Below are 24,483 nucleotides of genomic sequence, written 5' to 3'. Positions count from 1 at the left end.
GAAGTCTATTGATGTAATATGTTATCGCTTTATGAATAAAAAAATAGGTCTCATTCTATTGCTTCTGACAGGATTGCCCTTGCTCCTTGGGGCCAGCAGTAATAAGAATCCATTTAATATTCGTGGTGTGAAAGGGAAATTATTAAGTAACATCCAATTACGCTTAAGTGAATTGAATGAAACCATTTCACTGAGCCAGGAAACGGATGCAGAACTTCGTTTGCATATTGCCAAAGCGATGCAGCCCTATGGGTATTTTAAACCCCAAATTCACATAAGCAGACAACCTTTACACATTGCAATTATCCCCGGGCCACAGATGCTTGTTACCAAGGTGCAGGTGGCAATTCGTGGGGAAGGGGCACAAAATTCGGAGTTAACCAGGCTAATACAAGACTTCCCTTTCAAGGAAGGTAAGCCCCTGGATAGCGCCCAATATGAAGATGCCAAACAACGTCTAGTTGGTGCTGCGGAAAATCAGGGTTATCTACATTCATCATTCGAAAAAGCTGAAATTCTAATTGATCTGAATCGGTACAATGCCCAGATTATTTTGTTATTTAATACAGGTCCACAGTATTATTTTGGCCAGGTAAAATTTGACCCCACTTACATCTCGCCGGAATTGCTCCACCGCTATCTCCCCTTTCACTATGGCCAACCCTATACAACAGAACAACTATTGACGTTAAATAACTATTTGGTTGATAGCGGTTATTTCAGCAATGTGGCAATCAAACCGCAAGTGAATGGTCAGCGCTATATTCCTGTTGATGTTCATCTGCAACGCGCAGATCGCATTAATTATTCATTAGGCCTTGGCTACGGTACCGATACGGGCATACGAGGACGTGCAGGCTTTCACGTTGTCCCCGTAAACCGGGCCGGTCATAAATTTAATGTCGTCGGTATAGGTGCTTATAATGAAAGCTCCCTGCAAGCCCAATATATTATTCCGGGACAAAATCCAGTAACGGATCAATACAATATCAGTACTAATTTAGCGAACATGAACTATAACGCCGGTTATAGTGATTCCGTACTAACCTCAATCGCGCAACAACATACTTTATCTGACTTTCAACGAATATTGTCTATTAATGGTTTGTATGAACGCTTCCACTATACCGGTGCGCCTAAAATTGAAAAACTCAGTGTATATCCACGCGCGACGTTCACCTGGTCTAAAACGACTGACAAACTTTTTTCCCCCAGTGGTTATAATGTGACGATCAATGGTTTGGCAGCCAGTAGGGCTATCTTATCGGAAGTCAGCTTTGCGCAGGCATCAATTAACGCCAAGGCTGCGCTTACCTTGCCGGCCCTACGCACACGCTTTTATTTTCATACTATTCAAGGGATAACCCAAATTTCAAACATTAATGAATTACCTTTATCCCTGGCACTGCTACTTGGGGGAGCCGATAACCTGAAAGCCTATAGCTATAACTCGCTTGGACCTGGGAAAATTCTTAGTTATGGCGGCATTGAAATTCAGAAGGAAACGGTCGACAAATGGTATCTTACAGGTTTTTTAGACAGTGGTGATGTCTATATGCCAAGTTTGAAACGTTTACAAAATGATGTGGGGATTGGTTTAATGTGGGTATCGCCCATTGGACCAATTAAAATCGGTTTCGCACAAGCGGTGGATAACCATTTTAATCGGATTAAAGGATGGAAACCAAGGTTTGTCGTAAGCATGGGGCCTGATTTATAAATGCGTTTCCTTATTACAGCACTGCGCTCCACATTCTATAGCATGTTTTTGCTTTTTATCCTGGTGATTAGTCTGTTTATTTTCCTCGTGACAACTACCCCAGGACTCTACGTCACTGCCAAACTGGTAACTATTTTTTTGCCTGGCCAACTTCATTTTGAGCAATTACAAGGACGTTTAATTGATCAGCTTTCGTTTAAACATCTGCGCTATCAGCATCAACAATTTGCCGTGGAACTCAGCAATTTCCAGTTAAAATGGCAAGTAAGCGCCCTGTTTCACCATCAAATTACTATCGAACATCTAAACGCCGATAGTTTAACGGTTGATTTATCTCCCCAGAAAGCGGGGGCTGAGAAAACTAACGCCCAATTACCACAATTACAATTTGTCCTGTCTATCAAAGACGCCTCTATCAAGCAAACAAAAATTACCCAGGCCGGCATAATCCATCAAATCGATGCGATCAATTTGCAAGCCAGGCTAACAAGCAAGCAATGGAAACTTAAAAAACTGGCAATGAACTTAAATCAAATTGCCATTATTGCTGAAGCCAAACTGCAACCCCAACTGCCCTTTACCGCGTCAGCTGCATTGCGATTTCAGTCTGCCAATAAAATATTCCCCTTAGAGGGCAAACTTGATTTAGGCGGTGATTTTTTTCTTTATCATTGGCATGGTGAGTTCACTAATCCTGCCCAACTTACACTCAATGGCACACTAAGGAATGGTTACGAAATCCACACCACTGCACAATGGCAAGCGATCTTATGGCCGCTTTATAAGGCATATAATCTGGAGAGCAGTAAAGGGGAAATTCATGTGGATGGTTCGCCAGAGGATTTAACGCTGCGCCTCAAATCGACTCTTAATTCCCCTTTAGCTGCAGAGTGGGAAGTGAATAGCAAAATTACTCCACACAGCATTAATGCGGTAAGCACGGTTAAATCAGCACAAGGCCGTATTGATTTTAACTGCGTTTATAATGCCCTAAATAGCCCGCAAATTCAGGGCCAGATGACAGCACAATCCTTCGATGCTGAGATAAATCCGCTATCCTCCTTACGGCAATTGAAATTAAGCACCGCGTTTGCCGGCGATTCCCTTGGCAATTTATCACTCAAGAGCAACTTAACTGCCCGCTACCGCGACAATTTATTGAAAGCAGTCCTCGATTATCAAAATCAACAGTTAAAGGGCAAAATTATCTTAGGCGCTAATCAATTATGGCTATCAGGAAAAGCACCTTATCAATTACAGGCAACTGCCAGCTTCCCTCAACTGCAACTTCTACATCCTGATTTAGCTGGCTTAAAAACCTCAATTACTGCAAAAGTGTCGTTAAGCAGCGCAACAAAGGGAGAGGCCCTAATCAGGGTTCGCCCAGGCAGCTATCAATTACCAGATGACAGCTTGCTATCGAGCCTGCCATTTACTGGCGGCAACTTTCGTGTACGTTTAAATCCGCAACATTTACTTATCAACGGCAAATTGACGATTGATCCACACAAGCAATTAGTTCTTAATCTTGAATTACCACAATTTCAGTTGCAAAAAGGTTTGGCAAATGACCAAAGCCTGCGGGGCTCTCTCCGTCTAGACGTTAATTCACTGGCTTTTCTTAGTAATTTAAATAAAGAGATTAGTAAAGCAGAAGGACAACTCCACGCCATTCTAAACGCGAAAGGCACTATCGCCAAACCGATTATTGATGGACTTATTCAACTCGAAAAAGGCAGTTTTTCCTTACCCAAACAAGGCCTTGTGCTCAATCCCGTACAAATTAAAGTTCAAAGTCAGGCACAGCACTGGGAGACACAAGGCTCTGTTGTTTCAAATGGCAGACCATTAACCTTAAAAGGTAACGGTGTTTTTTCACCCGCTGTTAGAGGTACAATAACCCTTAGGGGGGACAGTTTCCCCCTAATTAATACACCGGAATACCAAATTAATGTCTCCCCTAACCTAAACTTCGAATTTACTCCGACATCACTGGCTATGAAAGGTACCCTCCTTATCCCTCACGCCCAGATTAAACCCCAATCCTTTAGTAATTCAGTTAGCTTATCTGGGGATGCGGTTTTTGCAGGTAAAGAACAACCGCCTCTCAATCCTTTACATCTTGATACGGATATCCGTGTTGAAATGGGGAACGACGTTGCTATTAGTGTACAAGGGTTACGTGGTTTTCTTACGGGTGCTATTCGTCTGCGCCAACTCCCCCAAGGCCCTTTGACTGCCAGCGGTGAATTAAATATTCGTGATGGTCAGTACAAAGCTTATGGACAAGATTTGACAATTAAACAAGGTCAATTACTGTTCACGGGTGGTTTAATTGATAATCCTAGCATTCATGTACGAGCCGTCCGTCAATTCACCAACGCAAATAGCGCGTTTGCAGGCTCAAATGAATTACTTGATTTTAATGCAACCAATTTAAAAACGGTGGATTTCGGTAGGAAAACAACTGTAGGAATTGAGATCACTGGACGATTGAATGCACCTAAAGTAGCACTATTTTCTGACCCCCCTACGTTGCAGCAAGGGGATATTTTGTCTCTACTCATTCTGCGAAAACCAATTAATCGTGCTAATAAGAGTGGAGGTCAATTATTGCTTGCAGCAATATCCTCTATGAATCTTGATTCAGGGACAGGAGGATTACAAATGATCGACCAGGTCAAACAAACCTTGGGATTAGATTTCAATTACGAAACGAATCCGGAGTATAATTACAACACCAAGCAAACTACCGAGAAAAAATCGGTCATTGTAGGAAAATCATTGTCTAAACGTTTATATCTAAGTTATAACTTTGGTTTGGCACAATCAGATAGTAACGTCCTCACACTAACCTATTTACTCAATAAATTTTTTAGTATCCAAGTCAATGCCAGTCTTACTGCAAGCGGGATTGATATCTTATACACACGTCGCAAGGAATAATCGGATGACCAATTATCAACTTCCCCTACGTTTAAAACGAATGCGCCGCAACCCGGCTGTGCGGGCGATGCTACAGGAAACGCATTTACACCCTCAACAATTCATCGCTCCTTTATTCATCAGTGAAACTATCACTGAGAAAAAGGAAATTAAATCGATGCCTGGGCAATTTCAATTAACACTCAATTGCTTACCGCAAGAAATTGAAGAGCTTTCAGCCCTGGGCGTTCCTGCGGTATTACTCTTTGGTATTCCAGCACATAAAGATGCGCAAGGCAGTGCTTCTCTCATGGCAGACGGCATCATTCAACAAGCCATACGTACTATCCGCGATGTCAATAAGGAGCTTTTGATTATTACCGATGTCTGTTTTTGTGAGTACACCAGTCATGGTCATTGCGGTATTTTACAGGGTGAGCAGATAGATAACGATGCAACCTTGACCTCATTAAGCCAGCAGGCAGTTAGCCATGCCGATGCCGGCGCCGACTGGGTAGCCCCAAGCAGCATGACAGATGGCATGGTAACAGCGATTCGCCAGGCTTTGGATGAAGCGGGTCATCTTGATACAGCAATCCTAAGTTATGCAGTTAAATACAGCTCAAGTTTCTATGGCCCATTCCGCGAGGCAGCGCAAGGAGCACCTCAGTTTGGCGATAGAAAAACCTATCAAATGAATCCGGCTAATGGCCATGAAGCCTTACGAGAAGCCGCTCTTGATTTGGAGGAAGGGGCTGATTTATTGATGGTTAAACCAGCAATGAACTATCTCGATGTCATTTTTCGACTCAAACAACATTATCCTGAAATTCCTTTAGCCGCCTATCAAGTCAGTGGCGAATATTCCATGCTAAAAAATGCTGCAGCTCAAGGTTTAATTAATGAAGAGCAAGCCATGATCGAGAGTTTGCTTTCTATTAGGCGCGCTGGGGCAGATTTAATTATTTCCTATTTCGCCAAAGACATTGCTCGCATTTTAAACAAAAAATAGACTTCTTTTGAAGTTCGCTGCAGTGAGAGCAGCGCGAGGAGAGACGGCGCGCAGAACCGCAGTGTACACATCAGTACATGAGGATTCGAGCACCGGTTCGACGAAGCGATGCGCCAATGCAGTAGCGTATAAAAATAGACTTCTTGCGAAACTCGCTGCAGTGAGAGCAGCGCGAGGAGAGACGGCGCGCAGAACCGCAGTGTACACGTCAGTACATGAGGATTCGAGCACCGGTTCGACGAAGCAATGCGCCAATGCAGTAGCGTATAAAAATAGACTTCTTGCGAAACTCGCTGCAGTGAGAGCAGCGCGAGGAGAGACGGCGCGCAGAACCGCAGTGTACACATCAGTACATGAGGATTCGAGCACCGGTTCGACGAAGCGATGCGCCAATGCAGTAGCGTATAAAAATAGACTTCTTGCGAAACTCGCTGCAGTGAGAGCAGCGCGAGGAGAGACGGCGCGCAGAACCGCAGTGTACACGTCAGTACATGAGGATTCGAGCACCGGTTCGACGAAGCGATGCGCCAATGCAGTAGAGTTTCAAAAGAAGTCTGATAAAGGGTTGTCACTAATCAAGCATTACCCTATAGTAAAACCCGCAAGGGATTCGTTGTAAACGATGGTAATAATAATAAAAAGAGCGGCCTATTGATTCCTGACCGCTTGAAACAAACCAATTTTTAATTACGGAGTAAAGATATGAATCGAGTGTTCAAAGGTTTGACTGTTGCAGCGTTAAGTCTCGCAACCAGCGCAGTTTTTGCAAGTCCAACTTATTTGATTATCCATAACAGAACCAATGTCGAGTCAAACGCCTATATTGATGGAACTATTGACTCCCATCAACCTACTAAAGCGAATAGCGATGGTAAAGTACATTGGGCAGTAGTCAGAATGATTTGCTTCGGACACATCGTAGGAGGAAATTGCGGCGCATTAATTAAAATGGCAACGAATACTTCAAACCCAGTAAACCTAGGTTGGTTAAATTTGAACATCGAGTCAGGTGTTATAACACCTACAGAAATTCGCGCTAATGGGTATACTATAAAAGTGAATGGCCCAGGCGAAGCGACTATCACCAAGGATTAAAATAAAAAAGCCACGCATTGCGTGGCTTTTTGAGCTTTATACTCTTTACTTTGTAGCAACCGGAACTGGCTTATCAATAGTCCAGACAGCTTGAATACCAACCAAATCTGCGTGTGCATCAATATCAGCATTAATATTGTAGGTACTGAACGAACTAACAGGATCAGTTCTGTTGATTCGACGGTCACCAGTAGCAAAGAGGTGTGTATACCCTACATCAACACCAATTTCTGGCTTTAATTGATAATGTGCACCAATAGATAATGCCCATCGATCAGAGTCGGGGATACGGATGCTACGATGCAGGTTAGTGGTTGGAGTCTGATCATAACCACCGCCAACACGCAACATTAGCTGCTCATTCACATGGTAATTAGCCCCGAGTGCAAAACGCCAAGCATTGTCATAATCTTCAATAGAAGCAGAAATAACCTTGACCACACCAACGACTGGCGCGGAAGTAAGCGCGTTATTTAGTTGAATAGTTCTTAGGGAATGCCAGCCCGTATAAACCACTGAACCTAAGAGAGCTAATTTCTCATTAACATCTTGATACGCACTTAAGGTAACAATTTCCGGAAGATCGATGTCATTACTGGATAAATTATTATTCCATATTGTGTTATTTGGAGTTGCCGTTGCTACTGAAACCGGATTTATAACGTTAAACCCAGGTGACGCATAACGACCACCCAAACGGCTGTATCCATTAAATTTATGCTTCATCTGTGATTGGTAATTTAAACCAATGCGAGTGTGGTTATCATTAAACATAGTTAACACACCAGCGTGGAAACCGATACCAAACGAGTCGCCCTTGTTATAACTCATTGAGTCCACAAAACTTGGTGGAAAACCAAACGCTTGCATTAAGGCGGGCTCACCCAGGATGCGATTAAATTTAACTCGCGCATATTGGAAATCAATACCACCACCCAGAGCAAGATTCTCAGTCAGTTTACCACCAATTTCAGGAGAGACATTGGTAGTAATCAATTCGCTGATCGTAGCACCATAACGAACCTGGCTGGTTTTATCCCAGTCAGTAACCAAACCAAATGGTGAAACGATACTTAAACCAAAGGTTGCATTTTCACCTAAAGGCAAGGCGTAATGAAAAGAAGGGACTACGGCATCTTTAGCTCCCTGGATTCCACTAAACGTTTGGCCAAAAGGAGGAAGACCTACCGTTCTGAAAGTACTGGTACCCGTTAATTCAGAGGATGGAAATACACCTACAGCACCAACAACCACTTGTTGCTGCCGAATGAGTGCCAGACCTGCCGGGTTGTACCAGCCAGTTGACGCATCAGCTGCTTCTGCTGCCACACCCGCAGCATAATTCCCTACTGCCGAAGCAGTACTTTCTGTGTACAGGGAAAAGCTCCCCGCGTTGGCAATAGTACTTGCCATCATCGCAACGACAGCTGCGCTGACGATTGTTCTCATGGGTTTTTGCATGCTCTTCACTCCACACTCCTTAACGTTAAAATGCATCCCGAGATGTTTGCAAAAGACTGATGATAAATGAATTGAAACGGTTTTCAAACGATTAGAGAAAAAATTTCCTAATAAAATCATTAAAATAGTCATGATAAATCCAAGGTGTAATTATTAAAATCACATTGGGAATTAATTGCCATTTTGTTGCAGCCTTCTGCTTGTATCTATTCATCAGTCCATGTTAATGTGTTCTTTTTTTGCACGGGCATAATCATGCAACAAGTCGTTACGAAATTTGGTGGTACCAGTGTTTCTTCTCTTCAAACCTGGGAAAATATAGCAGCCATTACTAAACAACATATTGCCAATGGCGTACAACCGGTTATTGTGTGTTCAGCCCTTACGCAAATTTCAAATAAATTAGAGCAAGCCATCAATGCTGCTTTATTAAACCAGCACCAAACTATTGAAGCAGAGATTCGCCAAGGCCATATGGAATTAGCCCAAGCCTTGCAAGTGTCTCCTGAACTGATTACTACTGAGCTGGAACAATTGCATCAATGGTTGACTGGTATTGCCCTTCTCAAAGAAGCACCGGCAAAAACACGGGCACAAATTTTAAGCCTGGGTGAGTTAATGATGACTCGTTTAGGGCATGCATTTCTGCAACAAAGAGAAATTAATTGTCTGTGGTTCGATGTCCGTGAAGCATTAATTTCTACAGCAATTCCTGGCGGCGATGCTGTCAATTACCTTGCAGCAAGATGCAATAGTGAAGCTAATCCAGCGCTCAGTAAAAAACTGCTTGCCAGTGGCGCAGCGGCTGTTATTACACAAGGATTTTTTGCGGCCAATCCACAAGGAGAAACGGTATTGCTTGGTCGTGGAGGCTCCGATACCTCAGCCGCTTTATTGGCCGCTATCCTGCAAGCCAGTGCTTGTGAAATATGGACTGATGTTCCCGGGATCTATACAGCCAATCCTCATCAATTGCCGCATGCACGCCTATTAAAACAATTGAATTATGATGAAGCCCAGGAAATTGCCTCGATGGGTGCAAAAGTTTTGCATCCCAATTGTTTACCTCCCGTACGCCGGGCAGGAATCCCTATGGTGGTCAAATTCACTCGCATGCCAGACCATTCAGGCACGCGGATTTCTAAAGAAAGTGATGATAATGCTCCCCCCATAAAATCCATTCAGGTCAAACATAGTGTTATCCTGATTTCCATTGATACGCTTAATATGTGGCAACAAGTGGGTTTCCTGGCTGATGTCTTTGCAGCATTTAAAACGCATGGTTTTTCAGTGGATCTACTCTCTTCCTCAGAGTTTAACGTCACGCTTTCATTAGATAGTAATGCCAAATTACGTGACCGTCGGGCATTGGATGCGTTGCTCGCCGATTTGAATCGTTTCGGACGTGCTAAATTGATTGAACCCTGTAGCGCGGTTAGTCTTGTTGGCCATCATATCCGTACTGTCCTACCCCAATTAGGACCTACCCTTGAAGTATTCGATGCGCAGCAAGTTTACCTCATGTCCCTGGCTTCGAATGATTTAAATTTAACCTTTGTTGTTGATGAATCACAGGCTGACAAATTATGCCAGAAACTGCATAGTCTACTGATTGAAAATAACCCGCAAAGTTTCTATTATTCAAAAAGTTGGCAGGAAGAATTCGGCAAACCCGCATTGAAGAAAACACCTTGGTGGGAAAATGAACGCCAGAAATTGCTGACAATCGCAGCAAACAACTCGCCCTGTTATGTCTACCATAGTCCAACTCAGGCCAATAAAGCCGATGAATTATTAAGCTTAAAATCGATTGATCAACTCTATTACGCGATTAAAGCAAACCCACATCCCGCTATCTTGCAGACACTTTATCACAAGGGGATTGGCTTTGAATGCGTCTCAATAGATGAGTTGGAACATGTCTTGAACTTATTTCCTCAAATCGATAAAGAAAGACTCCTCTTTACGCCCAATTTCGCTGCAAAAGCAGAGTATGAATACGCACTTTCACTAGGTTGTCACGTCACCGTCGATAATCTATATCCTTTGGAAAATTGGCCGGAGCTCTTCGTTGAAAAACGCATTTTATTACGTATAGATCCAGGCTGCGGTGCAGGACATCATAAGTATGTTTGTACAGGCGGTAATGAATCCAAATTTGGCATACCGCAGCATGATCTCACTCAGGTCATTCAATTGGTTGCCCAACACCATGTTAAAGTCATGGGGTTACATGCTCACTCCGGCAGCGGTATTTTAACTCCCGAACTTTGGCAGCAGACCGCGCTAATGCTTACAGCATTGGCCGAGCAGTTCCCAGACTTATCTGTCATTAATCTGGGCGGCGGACTGGGCATCGTTGAAAAGCCTGGACAACAGCCTTTAGACTTGGCAGCCTTGGATGCTTCCCTAATGGCAGTAAAAACCCGTTTTTCTCATTTGAAATTTTGGTTGGAGCCTGGGCGTTTCTTTGTCGCTGAAAGCGGCGTGCTCCTCGCGAAAGTAACCCAGTGCAAAGAAAAAGGTAAAGTCCGATTTATTGGCATTGAAACAGGAATGAATTCACTGATGCGACCCTCACTTTATGGTGCCTATCATGAAATTGTCAATTTGAGTCGCCTGCACCAGGAAAAAACGGGTTTTGCACATATCGTTGGCCCCATCTGCGAATCAGGGGATACCTTAGGTTACGACCGATTGCTACCAGAGACTCAGGAAAATGATGTGATACTCATTGCCAATGCCGGTGCCTATGGTCATTGTATGAGTTCCAACTATAATCTCAGAGCACCAGCGCAAGAAATTATTTGGGACTAATACTCACATGCTTAAGGATAGCCAACAACGTCTACAAGCTACTGATCCTCGCCGGTCTTTTATTGTACAAGCACCGGCCGGTTCTGGTAAAACCGAAATACTGACTCAACGTTATTTGAGATTATTGGGACACGTCAACGAGCCTGAACAAATCGTTGCTCTGACCTTTACGCGCAAAGCAGCCAGTGAAATGCGAGAGCGTATTATATTGGCTTTACAGCAAGCTGCTTCTGGTCTTGCTCCCGCCTCTGCACACCAACAACAAACCTACAGTTATGCTGCTGAAGCACTCAATCGCTGTGCAGAACGAGGCTGGCAACTTCTACAACAGCCAGGGCGTTTACGAATTATTACTATTGATTCATTATGTCAGACTCTCTGTCAGGCAATCCCTCTGCAAGAAAAACAAGTTCCCTATGCACAAATCAGTGAATACCCGGAGCGCCATTATCAAGCTGCGGCAAGAGCCTGCTTCGCGCATGCACTTAGTGATATCAATTTACATCAACCCTTAAAATGTTTGTTACAGCATTTGGATAATCGTCAAGACAAATTTTTAGAACTATTGAGTGAATTACTGGCTAACCGAGATCAATGGTTAGCCTCTTTATACTCTGCTCGTGATCAAAGTCAAACAAACTATGAGCAAATGCTTCTCTTTATTGAACAGCACGAGTTAACCCGTTTTAAACAAAGCACACCGGTCAATTGCCAGGACGATTTATGCCAGCTTGTTCGTCAATTCGCCAGTCTTGAAACAAACCCGGACTCCCCCCGCTATTCACTCCGTAACTGGCATAGCTTCGCGCAATTAGATAGAGACTTGGTCGCCAATCTGGCTGCATTGCTTTTAACCTCTCAAGGTCATTTAAGAAAAAGTTTTGATCATCATGTCGGGTTAAAACGTGGAATTTGCGACGATGCGCTCTATAATCATCTAAAAGAAAATAGTAAGGCAATACTCAGCCAACTGGAGAATGCACCTGATTTTCTTGACGCCTTAGTCCGAGTACAACACTTACCTGCCCCTCACTATGACCCTGAACAATGGGAGGTATTGCAAGCGCTATTCACTTTACTTCCTATATTAGTCGGGCATTTGCATTTGATCTTCAGTGAACAAAATGAGGTCGATTTTGCTGCCATTTCGCAGCAGGCTCTGCTTGCGCTCGGTGATGAGGAAAATCCTACAGATTTAACACTTTTTCTTGATAACGCTATTCACCATTTATTAGTCGATGAATTTCAAGATACCTCTATTCAGCAGTTTCAATTGCTGACAAAATTAGTCTACGGTTGGCAGCCTGATGATGGTAAAACTCTCTTTATAGTGGGTGATCCCATGCAATCCATTTACCGTTTTCGTCAAGCAGAAGTGGGACTTTTTCTCAAAGCAAAACAACAGGGAATAGGCCCTGTCCAATTAACACCGTTGGAATTGTGTTGTAATTTTCGCTCTACCGCAACCCTGGTAGATTGGGTCAATCACCAATTCCGCACTATTTTTCCCCAACTCGATGATATGGAGTCGGGGGCCGTTTCCTTTCATCCATCAACCAATGTTCTGCCTGCTGATGGAAACAGTTACGTCAAAGCCCAGCAATTTCCAGATCGCCAGCAAGAAGCCCTCGCTTTAATTAAATGCATTGTTGACGAATTGGAGGCCAATCCCAACAGTGACATTGCTATTCTGGTGCGTTCACGTAACCAGCTCACTGATATCATGCAGCTATTGCGCGAACAACAAATTAGCTTTCAGGGTGTAGAGATTGAGCTATTAGCCAAGCTTCCTCATCTCCGCGATCTTTGGTCATTAACCCAAGCCTTGCTCAGACCAGCGAATCGGCTAGCCTGGCTGGCATTACTGAGAAGTCCCTGTGCCGGATTATCTTTGGCTGATCTTCATTTGCTGGCCAATTTTGATAAGAAAAAATCCATTTATCATGCTTTGTCGCAGTTAGACCACATCGTTAGACTTAGCGAGGAAGGACGTACACGGGCTCGTTTTGTTTATACCGTGTTGCAAGAGGCTTTAGCTTGCCGCCATCAACACTCATTCTCTGGCTGGATAGCACAGTCTTTCCGACAACTACACGGCGATAAAATTTTAACTGCCACCGAGCAAGCCGACCTGGAGCAATTCTGGCGCTTGATTGATCGGTGTACTCCCAACGGTCAATTACCTGAGTGGGATTATTTTAACAACGAATTTAATCGCTTATATTCTCAACGTACCACTCCTTCCCGTTTACAGGTGATGACTATTCATAAATCCAAAGGACTGGAATTTGATTGTGTTATTTTGCCAGGCTTAGGTTCTAAAGCAAGAAACCAGGATAATCCTTTATTACGCTGGTTAAAATTACCCAGTAAAAAACATGGCGAACTATTACTTGTTTCCCCTATAAAAGCTGCGCATCGAGAACAGTGCTTGCTTTATGATTATCTGGGTAAACTGGATAGCGAAAAAAATAGTTATGAATTACAGCGTTTACTTTATGTTGCAGTTACACGGGCTAAAAAAAGACTTTTCCTCTTTGATAATAGTGAAAAAGAAAGCCAAGGAACTTTTCGCAGCTTTCTAAAACACGAAGAATTTCTTACTCAGGAAGAAAGATTGCAACCGATTATGCCTTCCGAAAAATTACCCGAACTTTATCGACTGCCTTTCGCTTTCTATGCGGACTTGCCATCGATATCTTTCTCCAAAATACCGGCAACGACTCTTTTGCCAGCAGATAGTAATGCACGCCAACTGGGAATAGTTGCCCACGAATTGCTGCAATGGATTTGTGATCACCACCCAAGCACCGATGAAAATCTACCTTGGCCACTTGTCATGAATCAACTTAAAAGTTTAGGTTTGGATCCGACAGAACAAGACAACGTTTATGCAATACTACAACAACAAATAGCCCATTTGTTTAAAGATCCAATTGGCCAATGGTTAATACAACCTCATGCAGAGGAAAAAAATGAATACGAATTACTGGTTAGCGAACAAGGAACGGTTAGCACCAGAATTATTGACAGAACCTTTATCGCTCAAGGATGTCGTTGGATCATTGATTTCAAAACTGGCAGTGAACAAATGGAAGCCCAAAAAAATCACCAACAACAAGTGAATGAGTACGCTCGTCTTTTGGCCAGACTAAGGAGCGAACCCATTAAATGCGGGCTCTATTACCTGGCTAGCGGTCATTGGGTACAATGGGACTATACTGGCCATTTAGCCCTGTCACCTATTGAATAAAAACCGTGCTTACCCATTAAATGAACCTCAGGAAAATCTACGCCTACTATAAAAGAAGAGGGATTGGAGTTCCTGATTAATAAATGACTGCCTTTGTAGTCAAATATATACATTTCTGACTAAAAAGTGATTGCCGGGGTAATAGGCGTTGTTTTAGATAGCAGTATTATCTATATTTAAATATCATTTTAATAATTTGATCAACACGAAGGTATGGATATATTCGAGTTATTGGATGACTAAGAATTCATATAATAATGGCATATTAGTAACAATGCCTAAATTGTTTGTAATCATTATCCTAATGGTAATTATATTACCGACATTGGGGATATTATTTGGCTTTAAATTAGCAGTTCCTGACTGGTCGAGTCAATCAATCATTATTTATCATGCTCTCTATTATTGGTCTATTTCAATTATTGCGACCCTCATCACCTTACTGGCATTCACCCATTATCAATTAACAAAAGATAATGTAGCGCTTAGTCTAGGTTTCGCTTATTTATTTGCAGCCTACTTCAATACTGCATTTACCCTGGCTAACGAATGGGTATCCCCATTAAGTAAAAACGTTGAAAATTTACATGCCTATGTTTGGGTTCTTTCAAATATTTGCGCAGGAATATTATTACTAGTAGGTTTAAGCGGTTGCTTATTAAAAAAATTAAAGCAACGATATTTAGTATTAATTTTATTAATTTTAACAAGCCTATTTATTCTTGCCAGTAATTATTACTGTATGCATTGGCTTAAAGAAGTAGAAAGACTGCCTGAAATTATCCATTCAGAAAATACTGTTATACACCCATTTGGTTTAATCAATTTATGTCTCTATCTGTATTTGATTTTCGCTATTTATCCCCGACTCATTAAGAAAAAACTCTCTCTATTAACTCATTCTATTTTTTATATTGCTATCGCTCAAATTGTTATATCTTGCTATATGATCTTTGGTTCAACGCATATTTACGATACCGTTTATCTTAGTGCGCTATTAATACAATTATTAATCTATTTAATTCCCTTTTTCGCACTGATATTAAGTTATCTTTCTAGTTATGATTTCGCACTTGAAAGTCAAAAAGAATTACGACAGCAGAAAGAGAAATTTGAACAGCTATCGACCTATGACCCTCTCACTTTTTTACTGAATAGACGGGCGTTTGAAGAAACCACCAATAAAATGATAGAAAATGCCAAACGCTATGATTATAAATTTACTCTGCTATATCTAGACTTAGACAACTTTAAATCCGTTAATGATTCGATAGGACATGATGTGGGAGATGCGTTAATTAAAGCAGTTGCCATACGCTTAAAAAAATCGATACGAATGAGTGATTATTGTGCCCGATTAGGTGGCGACGAATTTGGGATCATTCTTACAGAAATTAATTCACAAAATGAAGCTAATCTGGTAGCACATAAATTAATTACTATCTTGAATAGACCATTCCGTATCAAGGGCAAACAACTTTATACTGGAGCCAGTATCGGTATTGCTATCTATCCATCGGATGGCACTACGTATCATGACCTATTAAAAAATGCTGATACTGCCATGTATCGCGCTAAAACATCAGGTAAAAATACCTATACATTCTATACAAAAAATTTATCGAAAATATATTCCCATGAGTTGGAGATAGCAACTCAGTTACGCGTCGCCCTTAAGAAAAATGAATTTTATCTTAGCTATCAACCTATCTATCATTTACTGACCCAAAAAATCATTGGAGGTGAAGTGCTTTTGCGTTGGAAAAATAAGGTTTTGGGAAAAATTATCCCCCAAGAATTCATTAGTATTGCAGAAAAACTGGGAATGATGATTCCTCTGGGTAACTGGGTATTAGAAAACGCTTGTAAGCAAATTGAAATTTGGAATCATAAATATCAAAAGCCCCTGCAATTTTCGATCAACGTATCTCCGATTCAATTATCCCATTCCAATTTTATAAGGAAAATAAAGTCTACTTTAAGAAAACATCACATTAATCCAAACCTACTAAACCTGGAATTAACTGAAACTGCTTTATTAGAAAATCGAGTGGGTGTTGAAAAAAACATAATCGCTTTAGAGAAAAATGGCCTTAACCTGGCACTTGATGATTTTGGCACAGGGCATTCCTCGTTAACGCGTTTGAAAAACTTACCGATTAGCACCTTAAAGATTGATAAATCATTTGTGATGAATATTGAGCATGAAAGTAATTCTGCAATCATTATTGAAATCATTATCCAGCTGGCCAAAAAACTACAAAAAAAAGTGATCGCGGAAGGAATCACCACAGAGAGTCAATTAAAATTCCTAATAGACCATGGATGTCATTATGGACAAGGGTTTCTATTTAGTGAACCATTATCTGCAAATCAATTTGAGTCATTAGTTTATATCGCTTCTTCAAGTTAACTAACTGCTTATTCAGTCAACAAACGAGAGCGATTTTGATTACCCTGGCCTCAGTCGATACTTATAATTCTTTCAATATATTAACTAATAAATCCACAGAATTAGCCAGCGCTATTTGCTCCTCCTTAGCTAAAGTCTGTAAATTTTCATTCAGGCGATTATGGAGAAGATAGGGGGAAGAACAAACAAATTCTTTTCCTTTATTGGTGATATCGATAAAAATAATACGGCGATCCTTCGAATCTCTAGTGCGATTAACAAAACCCTTTTCTTCCAAACGATCGATAACACCCACCAACGTACTGGTAGATAAGTAAACTCTCTTTGACAGCGCTGAAAGCGTCATGATGCCTTTTTCATAAATCTCATACAGACATATAATTTGAGGTACAGTAAGCCCATAACATTTATTTAAACGTCTGGAGTGATGATCCATCTGTTGCATCACTTTACGCAAGGCAAGCATGATCATTTTTGATCGCTGCTCAGATTGTGCATCGACCTGAATTTTTTCTAATGCATTATTATCAAAATTGTTCATGAATAAGTCTTCTAAGTAACCCAGGGTTGAAATGAGCCGCCTAAACTATTAGTATGAAAAAATAGTTTGTGTACTAATCATTTCAACAGTTATAGATTTTTAATAGAACATCTATTGTACTCAACTATTCCATACAACTGTAGGAGCCTTTGTAAATATAGTAAGGACAGACAAGTTGTCCCTAACAAATCTGAATTGAAAAATTCATGATCCCTGGTTGTTTTAAATCAAAATAATTAATAATAAAAAAGAAGGATTAACTGATGAAAAATCAACGCTATGAATCCTTATTAACATTTCCCGAGTTCGAATTTCCTGCTTCACCAACCACGTTAGCCTCGGCGGAAGAAAACGAAATTTATTTTCGCAGCAATGGTATTCTTACTTTAGGAGTAGAAGTTGAATTACAACTCATTGACGCCACCAATTATAATTTATGCTCACGTGCAGAAGAGGTATTAGAAGCCACTACCCCCCTGGAAAAAGTGAAACCGGAATTTTATTTGAGCACCATAGAAATTAACACGGATAAATGCCATTCCGTACAGCAGGTTGAAGATGATCTCTACCAAACAATAACTGACTTACAACCTGTCGCGAGAGAACTAAACCTTTTACTTGCAACTACAGGTTCCCACCCTTTCTCCAAATATTCCGACTGGATAATTTCTCCGACTGCTCGCTATCAAGAGTTAATCGATCGCAACCAGTGGCTTACCCGTCGCATGAGTGTTTTTGGTTTACACGTCCATTTGGGTATGTCCAGTGGCGAAGATTGCATTCGTTTTAATAATTTTTTTATGTATTTTTTACCTCACTTGCTAGCACTCTCTTCAAGCTCCCCTTTTTGGCAAGGGATTGATACCGGATTATCATCTTGCCGACCGACTACTTATGAATCATTGCCAACGGCTGGACAACCTTATCAGGTGCGAAAATGGCAAGATTTCGAACATCTTTACAAGACACTAAAATCCTGTGGCTCGATAAAATCACTGAAAGATTTATGGTGGGATCTGCGACCAAGCCCTGGCTTTGGCACGCTGGAAATTCGAGTTTGTGATGGCGCAGCCACGCTGTCTGAAACGCTTGCCATTGTTGCTTTTATCCACACTCTCGCTCACTGGTTTAGTGATAATGGTAGTTGGCTTGAATCAGTAGCCTATCCACCTTACTGGCTATCACGGGAAAATAAATGGCGAGCCATTCGATATGGCTTGGATGCCGAATTGGTCATGAATACCGATGGCAAAATAAAGTTAATGAGAGATGACTTGGAAGAATGGATTGAAAAACTACAACCTTATATTAAACAGCTTCATTACCAGCATTATTTTTCAACCTTGCAAACCATTCTAACTCGTGGCACCAGTTCTGAACGGCAAAGAAACGTGTTTGCGCAGACGAATTGCTTTAAAGAAGTCGTCAAACACAATGTCAATGAATTTTTACAGCAGGAGCCGCTTTATTAAAGCGGCCTTGGCTTTTAACATAACATACCCCGTGAATGCTGACTCGCACCACCCGATTAATCATTCCCTAATTACATAAACCCATTACCATTACGTAATAAAGGCAATACCTCCGACAACGGCCGCTCAGGCAACTCCAGTAAAATCTGTTCTTGCGGCCCTGCAATTGCCAATAAGCTGATTAGGCTATTGACCCCATGACAAACAGCATCGGTACGAACTGTTTGTGTTCTAAAGTTGGTAATAAAACCGCCTATCGCTCGGGCAGGATTTTTCACATTGTAAGTGTTTTCCTTGGTGTAAGCATTTTGTAATAACCAACGACTTGATAAAATAATAGCCTGTTTATACTGTTGGCAATTCGCCAAATGATTTGAGTTACAAAACTCGTAAAACACGCCCATGACTTCATTAATCCAGCCATTCCCACTGGCTGACATCGCATCGAGATAGCGGCCGTTATTATAGAGATCATCCCTATTAGTAATCTGGCGAGATAGAATTTTGCTGCCAACATGTTGGATCGTATCCCGGTAAATAAGGGCATTATCTACCTTGGCAAAATCAATCAAAGACATCATCACCCAACTTGTAGAGATAGAATTTGCCGGGCGATAATTATCACCGACTAAAGGGCCTTGAGTCTTCACCAAATCGACAAAACGATTGGCAATCCTGGCTGCTCCCTGATAGTAACGTTTATCTTGTGTCACTGCGTAAAGTCTCGATAAAGCAGATAAGACTTGCCCAGAATACAGAAATGATTGTTTTTCATTATATTGCCAACCACCGTGATCACAGCGAGCAATTGGTTTTACCCTGCCATCCTGTTCTACCATCGTCAACAACCAATCCCCTGCTTTTTTGGCTGACTGTAAATACTTTGGTTCATCGTGGTAGAGCTGAGCAAGCTCCAACAAGGTAAAAATGGTTTTCGAAGTCGTGCCCACGACAACCACACAGGTTTTCTGATTCGTATTGGGATCAAAACCATAATAAAAACCACCGGCATTAGGCCCCTCCGTGACCTGATTCGATAGAATAAAATCAGCGATGGATTTAAATTTCTGCTGTAGCTGTGGATTTTTGTTTAAAGCATAAAGTTTCAACAGCGTATATAAACTGGATGAAGAATAAATGGTCCGCAATAAACTTTCTTGTTTGTCGTCATGTGCATCATAAAACTTAAAAAAACCATGCAATTGTGGATGCATTGTTTCTAACAAATAGTGTTCACTGTTTTTTATTTGCTGCGCAACCACCTTGGTATCTAACCGTCTCACTGCAACACGGCTGCCAACCAACTCAAGTCCCTGATCATTGTATTCAATAAAGGAATAAATTTTTGCTGGATAATAATCAAAATCAACTTTAAAACGGTATTGCTTAAGTTGATCTGAGGTCAATTTATCAGCAGCTTGGTGACCCAGTGCCAAAGCCGTCGCCTTCTTTAACGTATCGGTTAACCGCGCTCCATTAGCACACCCCTTTCCCACCATGTTTCCTTGATGGTATACAGTAATTTTTACACTCCAATCCATTTTTTGGTAAGGGTTACTCCAGGTGGCATCCAAATCATTCAGTTTAGATTGTGACGTTTCTGTGTTTTGTGCTATGGCTGCTGCCCGAATAAATTTAATAATTTGATCACGAAATACCTGGTTACTCAATTCAGGAACAAAATGGTGCTTTACTTGTTCAATACGGGGTTCCCAAGCAGCATAAAGAGAAAAAGAATACAGGAGGCAAAACAGGAGTGTTGTTATTTTACGCATAATGCTTATCTTCCTGGGGCAATGAAATGGAATAATTCGAATTTAGAGTTTATTAATAAAGCCATTCAATTAGCAATCGGATCGTCCCTAACAGTTTCATTTCTAGTTCATATTTCAATGACAGGAGTGCTTTTTTATCGACAATCAATAAACAGGCTGTAATTATTTGGATTTTAGGGGGGTTATGCCTCTGTTGAGCAATGGCTATAGACCGTTTCCCACCAATCGGATCTGCCAATGCACTCAAATCACTTAGCTCAAGAACTTGCCCCCCAAACCCTTCATAAAAAGAAAGACCTGTCTTCTAGTCTATAAACCTACGTTTGCTGCAAACAATCGGTATAATGCACTCACCTGCTTACCCTCTGGATCCCCATTTGAATCACAACAATCAAACACCTTATGAGCGACTTGATCCTCATGTCATTTTAGATGCACTTGAAAGCCTGGGCTTTATTTGCACAGGCAGCCTACTCGCGCTCAATAGCTACGAAAACCGCGTTTATCAAATAGGGATAGAAGATGCTGAACCTCTCATCGCTAAATTTTATAGGCCTCATCGCTGGAGTTCGGCCGCTATTTTAGAGGAGCATCAGTTCGCACTTGAATTAGCAGAACAGGAAATTCCCATCGTTGCTCCCTTAATTATAAATAATCAAACCTTACACCATCATGATGATTTCAAATTCGCACTCTTTCCCAGACGTGGCGGCCGCGCACTGGAATTGGATAATAGCGAGCAATTGGAATGGATGGGGCGCTTTCTGGGGCGATTACATCGAGTCGGGGCGTGTCAAAGATTTCGACATCGCATCCAATTAACTAGTCAAAGTTACGGCCATGACCCCTATGAATTTCTCATTGAACAAGACTTTATTCCGGATTATTTAAAACCTAATTTTTGTAACACAGTCGAAACAGCCTTACAAAAAATCAATCAGATATTGAACAGCATAGGTCCAGTTGCTCAAATCCGCTTGCATGGCGATTGCCATGCAGGAAATGTGTTATGGAGCGAATCCGGGCCTCATATTGTGGACTTTGACGATTGCCTCATGGGTCCTGCGATACAGGATATTTGGATGTTGCTTTCAGGTGAACCCCAGCAAATGGATATGCAACTGACAAAGATTTTACAGGGTTATTGTGAGTTTCATGATTTTAACCCGCGTGAACGTCATCTAATCGAGGTATTACGTACATTACGCATGTTGCATTATCCAGGATGGCTCGCAAAACGCTGGGCTGATCCCGCATTCCCTTTGAGTTTTCCATGGTTTAATACGCCTGTGTACTGGCAGAATCAGATTATGAATCTTAATGAACAGATTGAACTATTAGATCAAATTGACTGCTAGATTCCAGGATCGGGGCAGATTATGCCTGTTTACATAGAACAAGACCTGCTCCTGCGTAATCCGTTTAAAATCGCCTTTAATTGCTAGAAATTAGAGCAATAAACCCGATGAACTATAATAAGGAAACAATGAATCTGAGGTTGTAACATGCCTAGAGCAAGTGCGAATTATGAATACGCCAAACTATTCGCTGATGAAATATGGCGATTTTATATTGACTATTATCGCCAACTTACTAAAGAGGGCAAACAAAAAGGGTCTCTGTTATTTGATGTGGAAGAACCAGGTTATATGGCTGCCATGCTTAAGGCACATCAGTTACTCAATAACACCTTGCACAAGACGCTCACCCCCCAACTTATCTTGCAATTATATAGAACTGCTTTAGAAGGCGTAAGCAAAACAAACTTGGAAGAATTCGATCGCTTTGATCGGTTTCGCTCGAATGACGTAAGTGGTTTTTGGTTAAAACTTAATACCACAGGTGGCGACGAAGCGAATGTTTCAAGAGAGGGGTTGCGAGAATTTTTACAAGAAGTGATTGCCAATGGAAATGAAAATAAATTTGAGATCTTGAGTAATAGCAGTGTAGATGTACTTAAGGAAGCCCTATCACAATATGAAAAAAAAGAGGATAAGAAACAAGCACTGGAAGAAGTTTTAGATTTTTTAGAGGATAAAATAAAAAATACAAAATGTAAGTTCGTTTCGCCCAGCATGACTCACAAAGTCATTGAGGAGAAAATTAAATCCTATCTTCTTCAATATGAAGAAAAACGAAAGCATGTGTCTGGTGCTCAAAAAAAATTGGATGTCATTATTGAATTAGTTCAAAAAATAGAACGACTACATCCTTTTATTGACGGCAATTGTCGAACTTTGGTGATGCTTGTTCTAAATAAAGAATTAATTAGGAATGGTTTTAAACCCACGATGTTATGGAACCCAAATCGCTTTGACTTTTTTGCAACTGAACAATTACGCCAAGACATTATAGATGGATGGATGCTTACGAAAAAATATCAATCTGAAATAGCTAACCTGAACACGTACAAAACAGTGTATGAATATGCAGATAAATTATATGCAGCAGCTCATAAAAGTGTATTTCATAAAGACGAAACCACAAAGAAAGCAGAAAGACTGGAAAAATTATTGCAAGATCTAAAAGCAAAATCCCCACATGAAGGCATTGAGCTGATTCAAACGAACCTGAGAACATTTAAAAGCAGCAGAGGGTTGACTACTCGCATCTTTGGATTAGATACAACAACGGAAAATTTATTAAGAACCTTAATGAACGATCTTGAAAACATGCCATCGACAAGTATTACCATCGATAAGAATACTTAAGGTACTATGCTCAATTGCCTTTAAGATATTATTACTCATTAGTAAGGCAGGCTGGTGGTAAACCCGATAGTTAACTGCCTGCACGTGGGAGGACAGTAAGGTGACCGCAGTTTGAGTTTATAGACAAGGTCTATTGACTAATGAGCTTCCCGAACTTGAAATCGTAGGCTATCATGCCAACTCAATGAAAAGTGGGTTAAACGGCGATGAATGTAGAAAAAATCATAGTTGACATCCTGACAACTACCTCTGATAAGACACTAGGTTTGACAATAGCTGAATTGGGTATACAACCCAGGCTGACTATAGAAAATAATCGAATTGATTTAACCTTGGCAGCAGGTTTCCCAACCCAATTGTTAGAAAGCAGCCTAAAACCCCACCTTAGCGGGCTCTTGCAAGAGGCCTTGCCAAACTATCAAATTCGGATCGCAGTGGATTTTTTTGTTAGAGCCCATCGTACTCAATTAGCTGGTAAAGGATTACGAGGTGTTAAGAACACTATTGCTGTTGCCTCAGGCAAAGGCGGCGTAGGAAAATCAACAGTTGCCGTCAATCTGGCAGTTGCTTTGGCTCGCGCCGGAGCGAGAGTCGGTATTCTTGATGCTGATATTTATGGGCCCAGTATTCCCTTAATGCTTGGGAAAACCAAACCCGTAGAAATCAGTGGCGACCATTATTTACCAGCCTCTGCACACGGTATACAGGCTATGTCCATTGGCTATCTCACCGATAATGAGCAGGCCCTAATCTGGCGCGGCCCTATGCTGGCAAAATCACTCTTACAAATGCTGGATATTACTCTCTGGGACGAATTGGATTATTTATTTATCGATTTACCTCCCGGAACCGGTGATATTCAATTAAGTTTGGTGCAAAAAATACCTTTAACCGGAGCAGTTGTAGTAACAACCCCACAAAATGTGGCAACTCTCGACGCACAAAAAGCCATAAAAATGTTTGCGAAAACCGGCATTGACGTTCTTGGCTTGGTGGAAAATATGTCTTTACATATCTGCAGTCAATGTGGTCATCAGGAAGCCATTTTTGGGATGGGTGGTGGACAAACACTGAGTGAAAATTTCCAAACAACGTTATTAGGTCAGCTGCCTCTGGACAGTCGTATTCGTAGTCAATGCGATGAAGGTCTCCCTATTGCTGCTCATGGTGATTATGAATTAGCAAACGCTTTTATCAAAACAGCCCTAAAAACAGCGGCTATTTTAGCTAGAAAACCCTTAAATTATGCCGATAAATTTCCCCCTGTTATAATTGAATAATAAAAAAC

The 24,483-nt window shown here is 41.3% G+C and carries 15 protein-coding genes; 12 read left to right on the top strand and 3 right to left on the bottom strand.

What is annotated here, in order from left to right:
- Window positions 1–31 precede the first annotated feature (31 nt).
- From DYC89_RS05725 to DYC89_RS05700, 5 genes are all read left to right on the top strand, one after another.
- Window positions 32–1,720, top strand: a complete 1,689-nt coding sequence (locus DYC89_RS05725) for an autotransporter assembly complex protein TamA (protein ID WP_115220902.1) — start codon at window positions 32–34, stop codon at window positions 1,718–1,720.
- On the top strand, window positions 1,721–4,666 hold the full coding sequence (locus tag DYC89_RS05720; RefSeq protein WP_115220901.1) for a translocation/assembly module TamB domain-containing protein: 2,946 nt from the start codon (window positions 1,721–1,723) through the stop codon (window positions 4,664–4,666).
- A gap of 4 nt (window positions 4,667–4,670) precedes the next feature.
- Window positions 4,671–5,657: a porphobilinogen synthase gene (hemB, locus tag DYC89_RS05715; RefSeq protein WP_115220900.1), complete on the top strand. Its 987-nt coding sequence runs from the start codon at window positions 4,671–4,673 to the stop codon at window positions 5,655–5,657.
- Window positions 5,658–5,664: 7 nt separating this feature from the next.
- Window positions 5,665–6,276, top strand: a complete 612-nt coding sequence (locus DYC89_RS16605) for a hypothetical protein (protein ID WP_220271771.1) — start codon at window positions 5,665–5,667, stop codon at window positions 6,274–6,276.
- Window positions 6,277–6,359: 83 nt separating this feature from the next.
- Window positions 6,360–6,752, top strand: coding sequence for a hypothetical protein (locus tag DYC89_RS05700; RefSeq protein WP_115220899.1), 393 nt, complete (start codon window positions 6,360–6,362; stop codon window positions 6,750–6,752).
- 45 nt (window positions 6,753–6,797) lie between these two features.
- On the opposite strand, the gene DYC89_RS05695 is transcribed toward DYC89_RS05700, so the two are convergent.
- A complete protein-coding gene (locus DYC89_RS05695) occupies window positions 6,798–8,249 on the bottom strand; it encodes an OmpP1/FadL family transporter (RefSeq protein WP_115222668.1) in 1,452 nt (483 codons plus the stop codon).
- 219 nt (window positions 8,250–8,468) lie between these two features.
- Here DYC89_RS05695 and DYC89_RS05690 point away from each other — a divergent pair, with 219 nt between their 5' ends.
- From DYC89_RS05690 to DYC89_RS05680, 3 genes are all read left to right on the top strand, one after another.
- Window positions 8,469–11,030, top strand: coding sequence for a bifunctional aspartate kinase/diaminopimelate decarboxylase (locus tag DYC89_RS05690; RefSeq protein WP_115220898.1), 2,562 nt, complete (start codon window positions 8,469–8,471; stop codon window positions 11,028–11,030).
- Window positions 11,031–11,037: 7 nt separating this feature from the next.
- Complete coding sequence (locus DYC89_RS05685; protein ID WP_115220897.1) at window positions 11,038–14,283, top strand: UvrD-helicase domain-containing protein; 3,246 nt, start codon at window positions 11,038–11,040, stop codon at window positions 14,281–14,283.
- Between the two features lie 235 nt (window positions 14,284–14,518).
- A complete protein-coding gene (locus DYC89_RS05680; RefSeq protein ID WP_115220896.1) occupies window positions 14,519–16,696 on the top strand; it encodes a bifunctional diguanylate cyclase/phosphodiesterase in 2,178 nt (725 codons plus the stop codon).
- A gap of 61 nt (window positions 16,697–16,757) precedes the next feature.
- Here DYC89_RS05680 and DYC89_RS05675 read toward each other — a convergent pair whose 3' ends face one another.
- Entirely contained in the window at window positions 16,758–17,237 is a 480-nt protein-coding gene (locus DYC89_RS05675) for a MarR family winged helix-turn-helix transcriptional regulator (RefSeq protein WP_115220895.1), read from the bottom strand.
- A gap of 263 nt (window positions 17,238–17,500) precedes the next feature.
- Between DYC89_RS05675 and DYC89_RS05670 the strand changes: the two genes are divergently transcribed.
- On the top strand, window positions 17,501–18,709 hold the full coding sequence (locus DYC89_RS05670) for a carboxylate-amine ligase (RefSeq protein WP_115220894.1): 1,209 nt from the start codon (window positions 17,501–17,503) through the stop codon (window positions 18,707–18,709).
- A 71-nt stretch (window positions 18,710–18,780) separates the two neighbouring features.
- Here DYC89_RS05670 and DYC89_RS16690 read toward each other — a convergent pair whose 3' ends face one another.
- Window positions 18,781–20,484: a glycoside hydrolase family 76 protein gene (locus DYC89_RS16690; RefSeq protein ID WP_245953954.1), complete on the bottom strand. Its 1,704-nt coding sequence runs from the start codon at window positions 20,482–20,484 to the stop codon at window positions 18,781–18,783.
- A 377-nt stretch (window positions 20,485–20,861) separates the two neighbouring features.
- Here DYC89_RS16690 and DYC89_RS05660 point away from each other — a divergent pair, with 377 nt between their 5' ends.
- The 3 genes from DYC89_RS05660 to apbC all read left to right on the top strand — a co-directional run bounded on the left by DYC89_RS05660 (window position 20,862) and on the right by apbC (window position 24,475).
- Window positions 20,862–21,842, top strand: a complete 981-nt coding sequence (locus DYC89_RS05660) for a serine/threonine protein kinase (protein ID WP_115220893.1) — start codon at window positions 20,862–20,864, stop codon at window positions 21,840–21,842.
- 147 nt (window positions 21,843–21,989) lie between these two features.
- Window positions 21,990–23,195: a Fic family protein gene (locus DYC89_RS05655; RefSeq protein ID WP_115220892.1), complete on the top strand. Its 1,206-nt coding sequence runs from the start codon at window positions 21,990–21,992 to the stop codon at window positions 23,193–23,195.
- A gap of 206 nt (window positions 23,196–23,401) precedes the next feature.
- Window positions 23,402–24,475, top strand: coding sequence for an iron-sulfur cluster carrier protein ApbC (apbC, locus tag DYC89_RS05650; protein WP_115220891.1), 1,074 nt, complete (start codon window positions 23,402–23,404; stop codon window positions 24,473–24,475).
- Window positions 24,476–24,483: the final 8 nt, after the last annotated feature.

This window comes from Legionella donaldsonii (genome assembly GCF_900452385.1).
Classification (GTDB): Bacteria; Pseudomonadota; Gammaproteobacteria; order Legionellales; family Legionellaceae; genus Tatlockia; species Tatlockia donaldsonii.
Note: the sequence above shows the minus strand (reverse complement) of the source record. Positions and strands in the feature narration are given on the sequence as shown.

Bases quoted from the DNA above. Each gene is read 5' to 3' on its own strand.
- DYC89_RS05725 (WP_115220902.1), top strand. From the start codon at position 32: ATGAATAAAAAAATAGGTCTCATTCTATTGCTTCTGACAGGATTGCCC.
- DYC89_RS05720 (WP_115220901.1), top strand. From the start codon at position 1,721: ATGCGTTTCCTTATTACAGCACTGCGCTCCACATTCTATAGCATGTTT.
- hemB (WP_115220900.1), top strand. From the start codon at position 4,671: ATGACCAATTATCAACTTCCCCTACGTTTAAAACGAATGCGCCGCAAC.
- DYC89_RS05700 (WP_115220899.1), top strand. From the start codon at position 6,360: ATGAATCGAGTGTTCAAAGGTTTGACTGTTGCAGCGTTAAGTCTCGCA.
- DYC89_RS05695 (WP_115222668.1), bottom strand. From the start codon at position 8,249: ATGCATTTTAACGTTAAGGAGTGTGGAGTGAAGAGCATGCAAAAACCC.
- DYC89_RS05690 (WP_115220898.1), top strand. From the start codon at position 8,469: ATGCAACAAGTCGTTACGAAATTTGGTGGTACCAGTGTTTCTTCTCTT.
- DYC89_RS05685 (WP_115220897.1), top strand. From the start codon at position 11,038: ATGCTTAAGGATAGCCAACAACGTCTACAAGCTACTGATCCTCGCCGG.
- DYC89_RS05680 (WP_115220896.1), top strand. From the start codon at position 14,519: ATGACTAAGAATTCATATAATAATGGCATATTAGTAACAATGCCTAAA.
- DYC89_RS05675 (WP_115220895.1), bottom strand. From the start codon at position 17,237: ATGAACAATTTTGATAATAATGCATTAGAAAAAATTCAGGTCGATGCA.
- DYC89_RS05670 (WP_115220894.1), top strand. From the start codon at position 17,501: ATGAAAAATCAACGCTATGAATCCTTATTAACATTTCCCGAGTTCGAA.
- DYC89_RS16690 (WP_245953954.1), bottom strand. From the start codon at position 20,484: ATGCGTAAAATAACAACACTCCTGTTTTGCCTCCTGTATTCTTTTTCT.
- DYC89_RS05655 (WP_115220892.1), top strand. From the start codon at position 21,990: ATGCCTAGAGCAAGTGCGAATTATGAATACGCCAAACTATTCGCTGAT.
- apbC (WP_115220891.1), top strand. From the start codon at position 23,402: ATGAATGTAGAAAAAATCATAGTTGACATCCTGACAACTACCTCTGAT.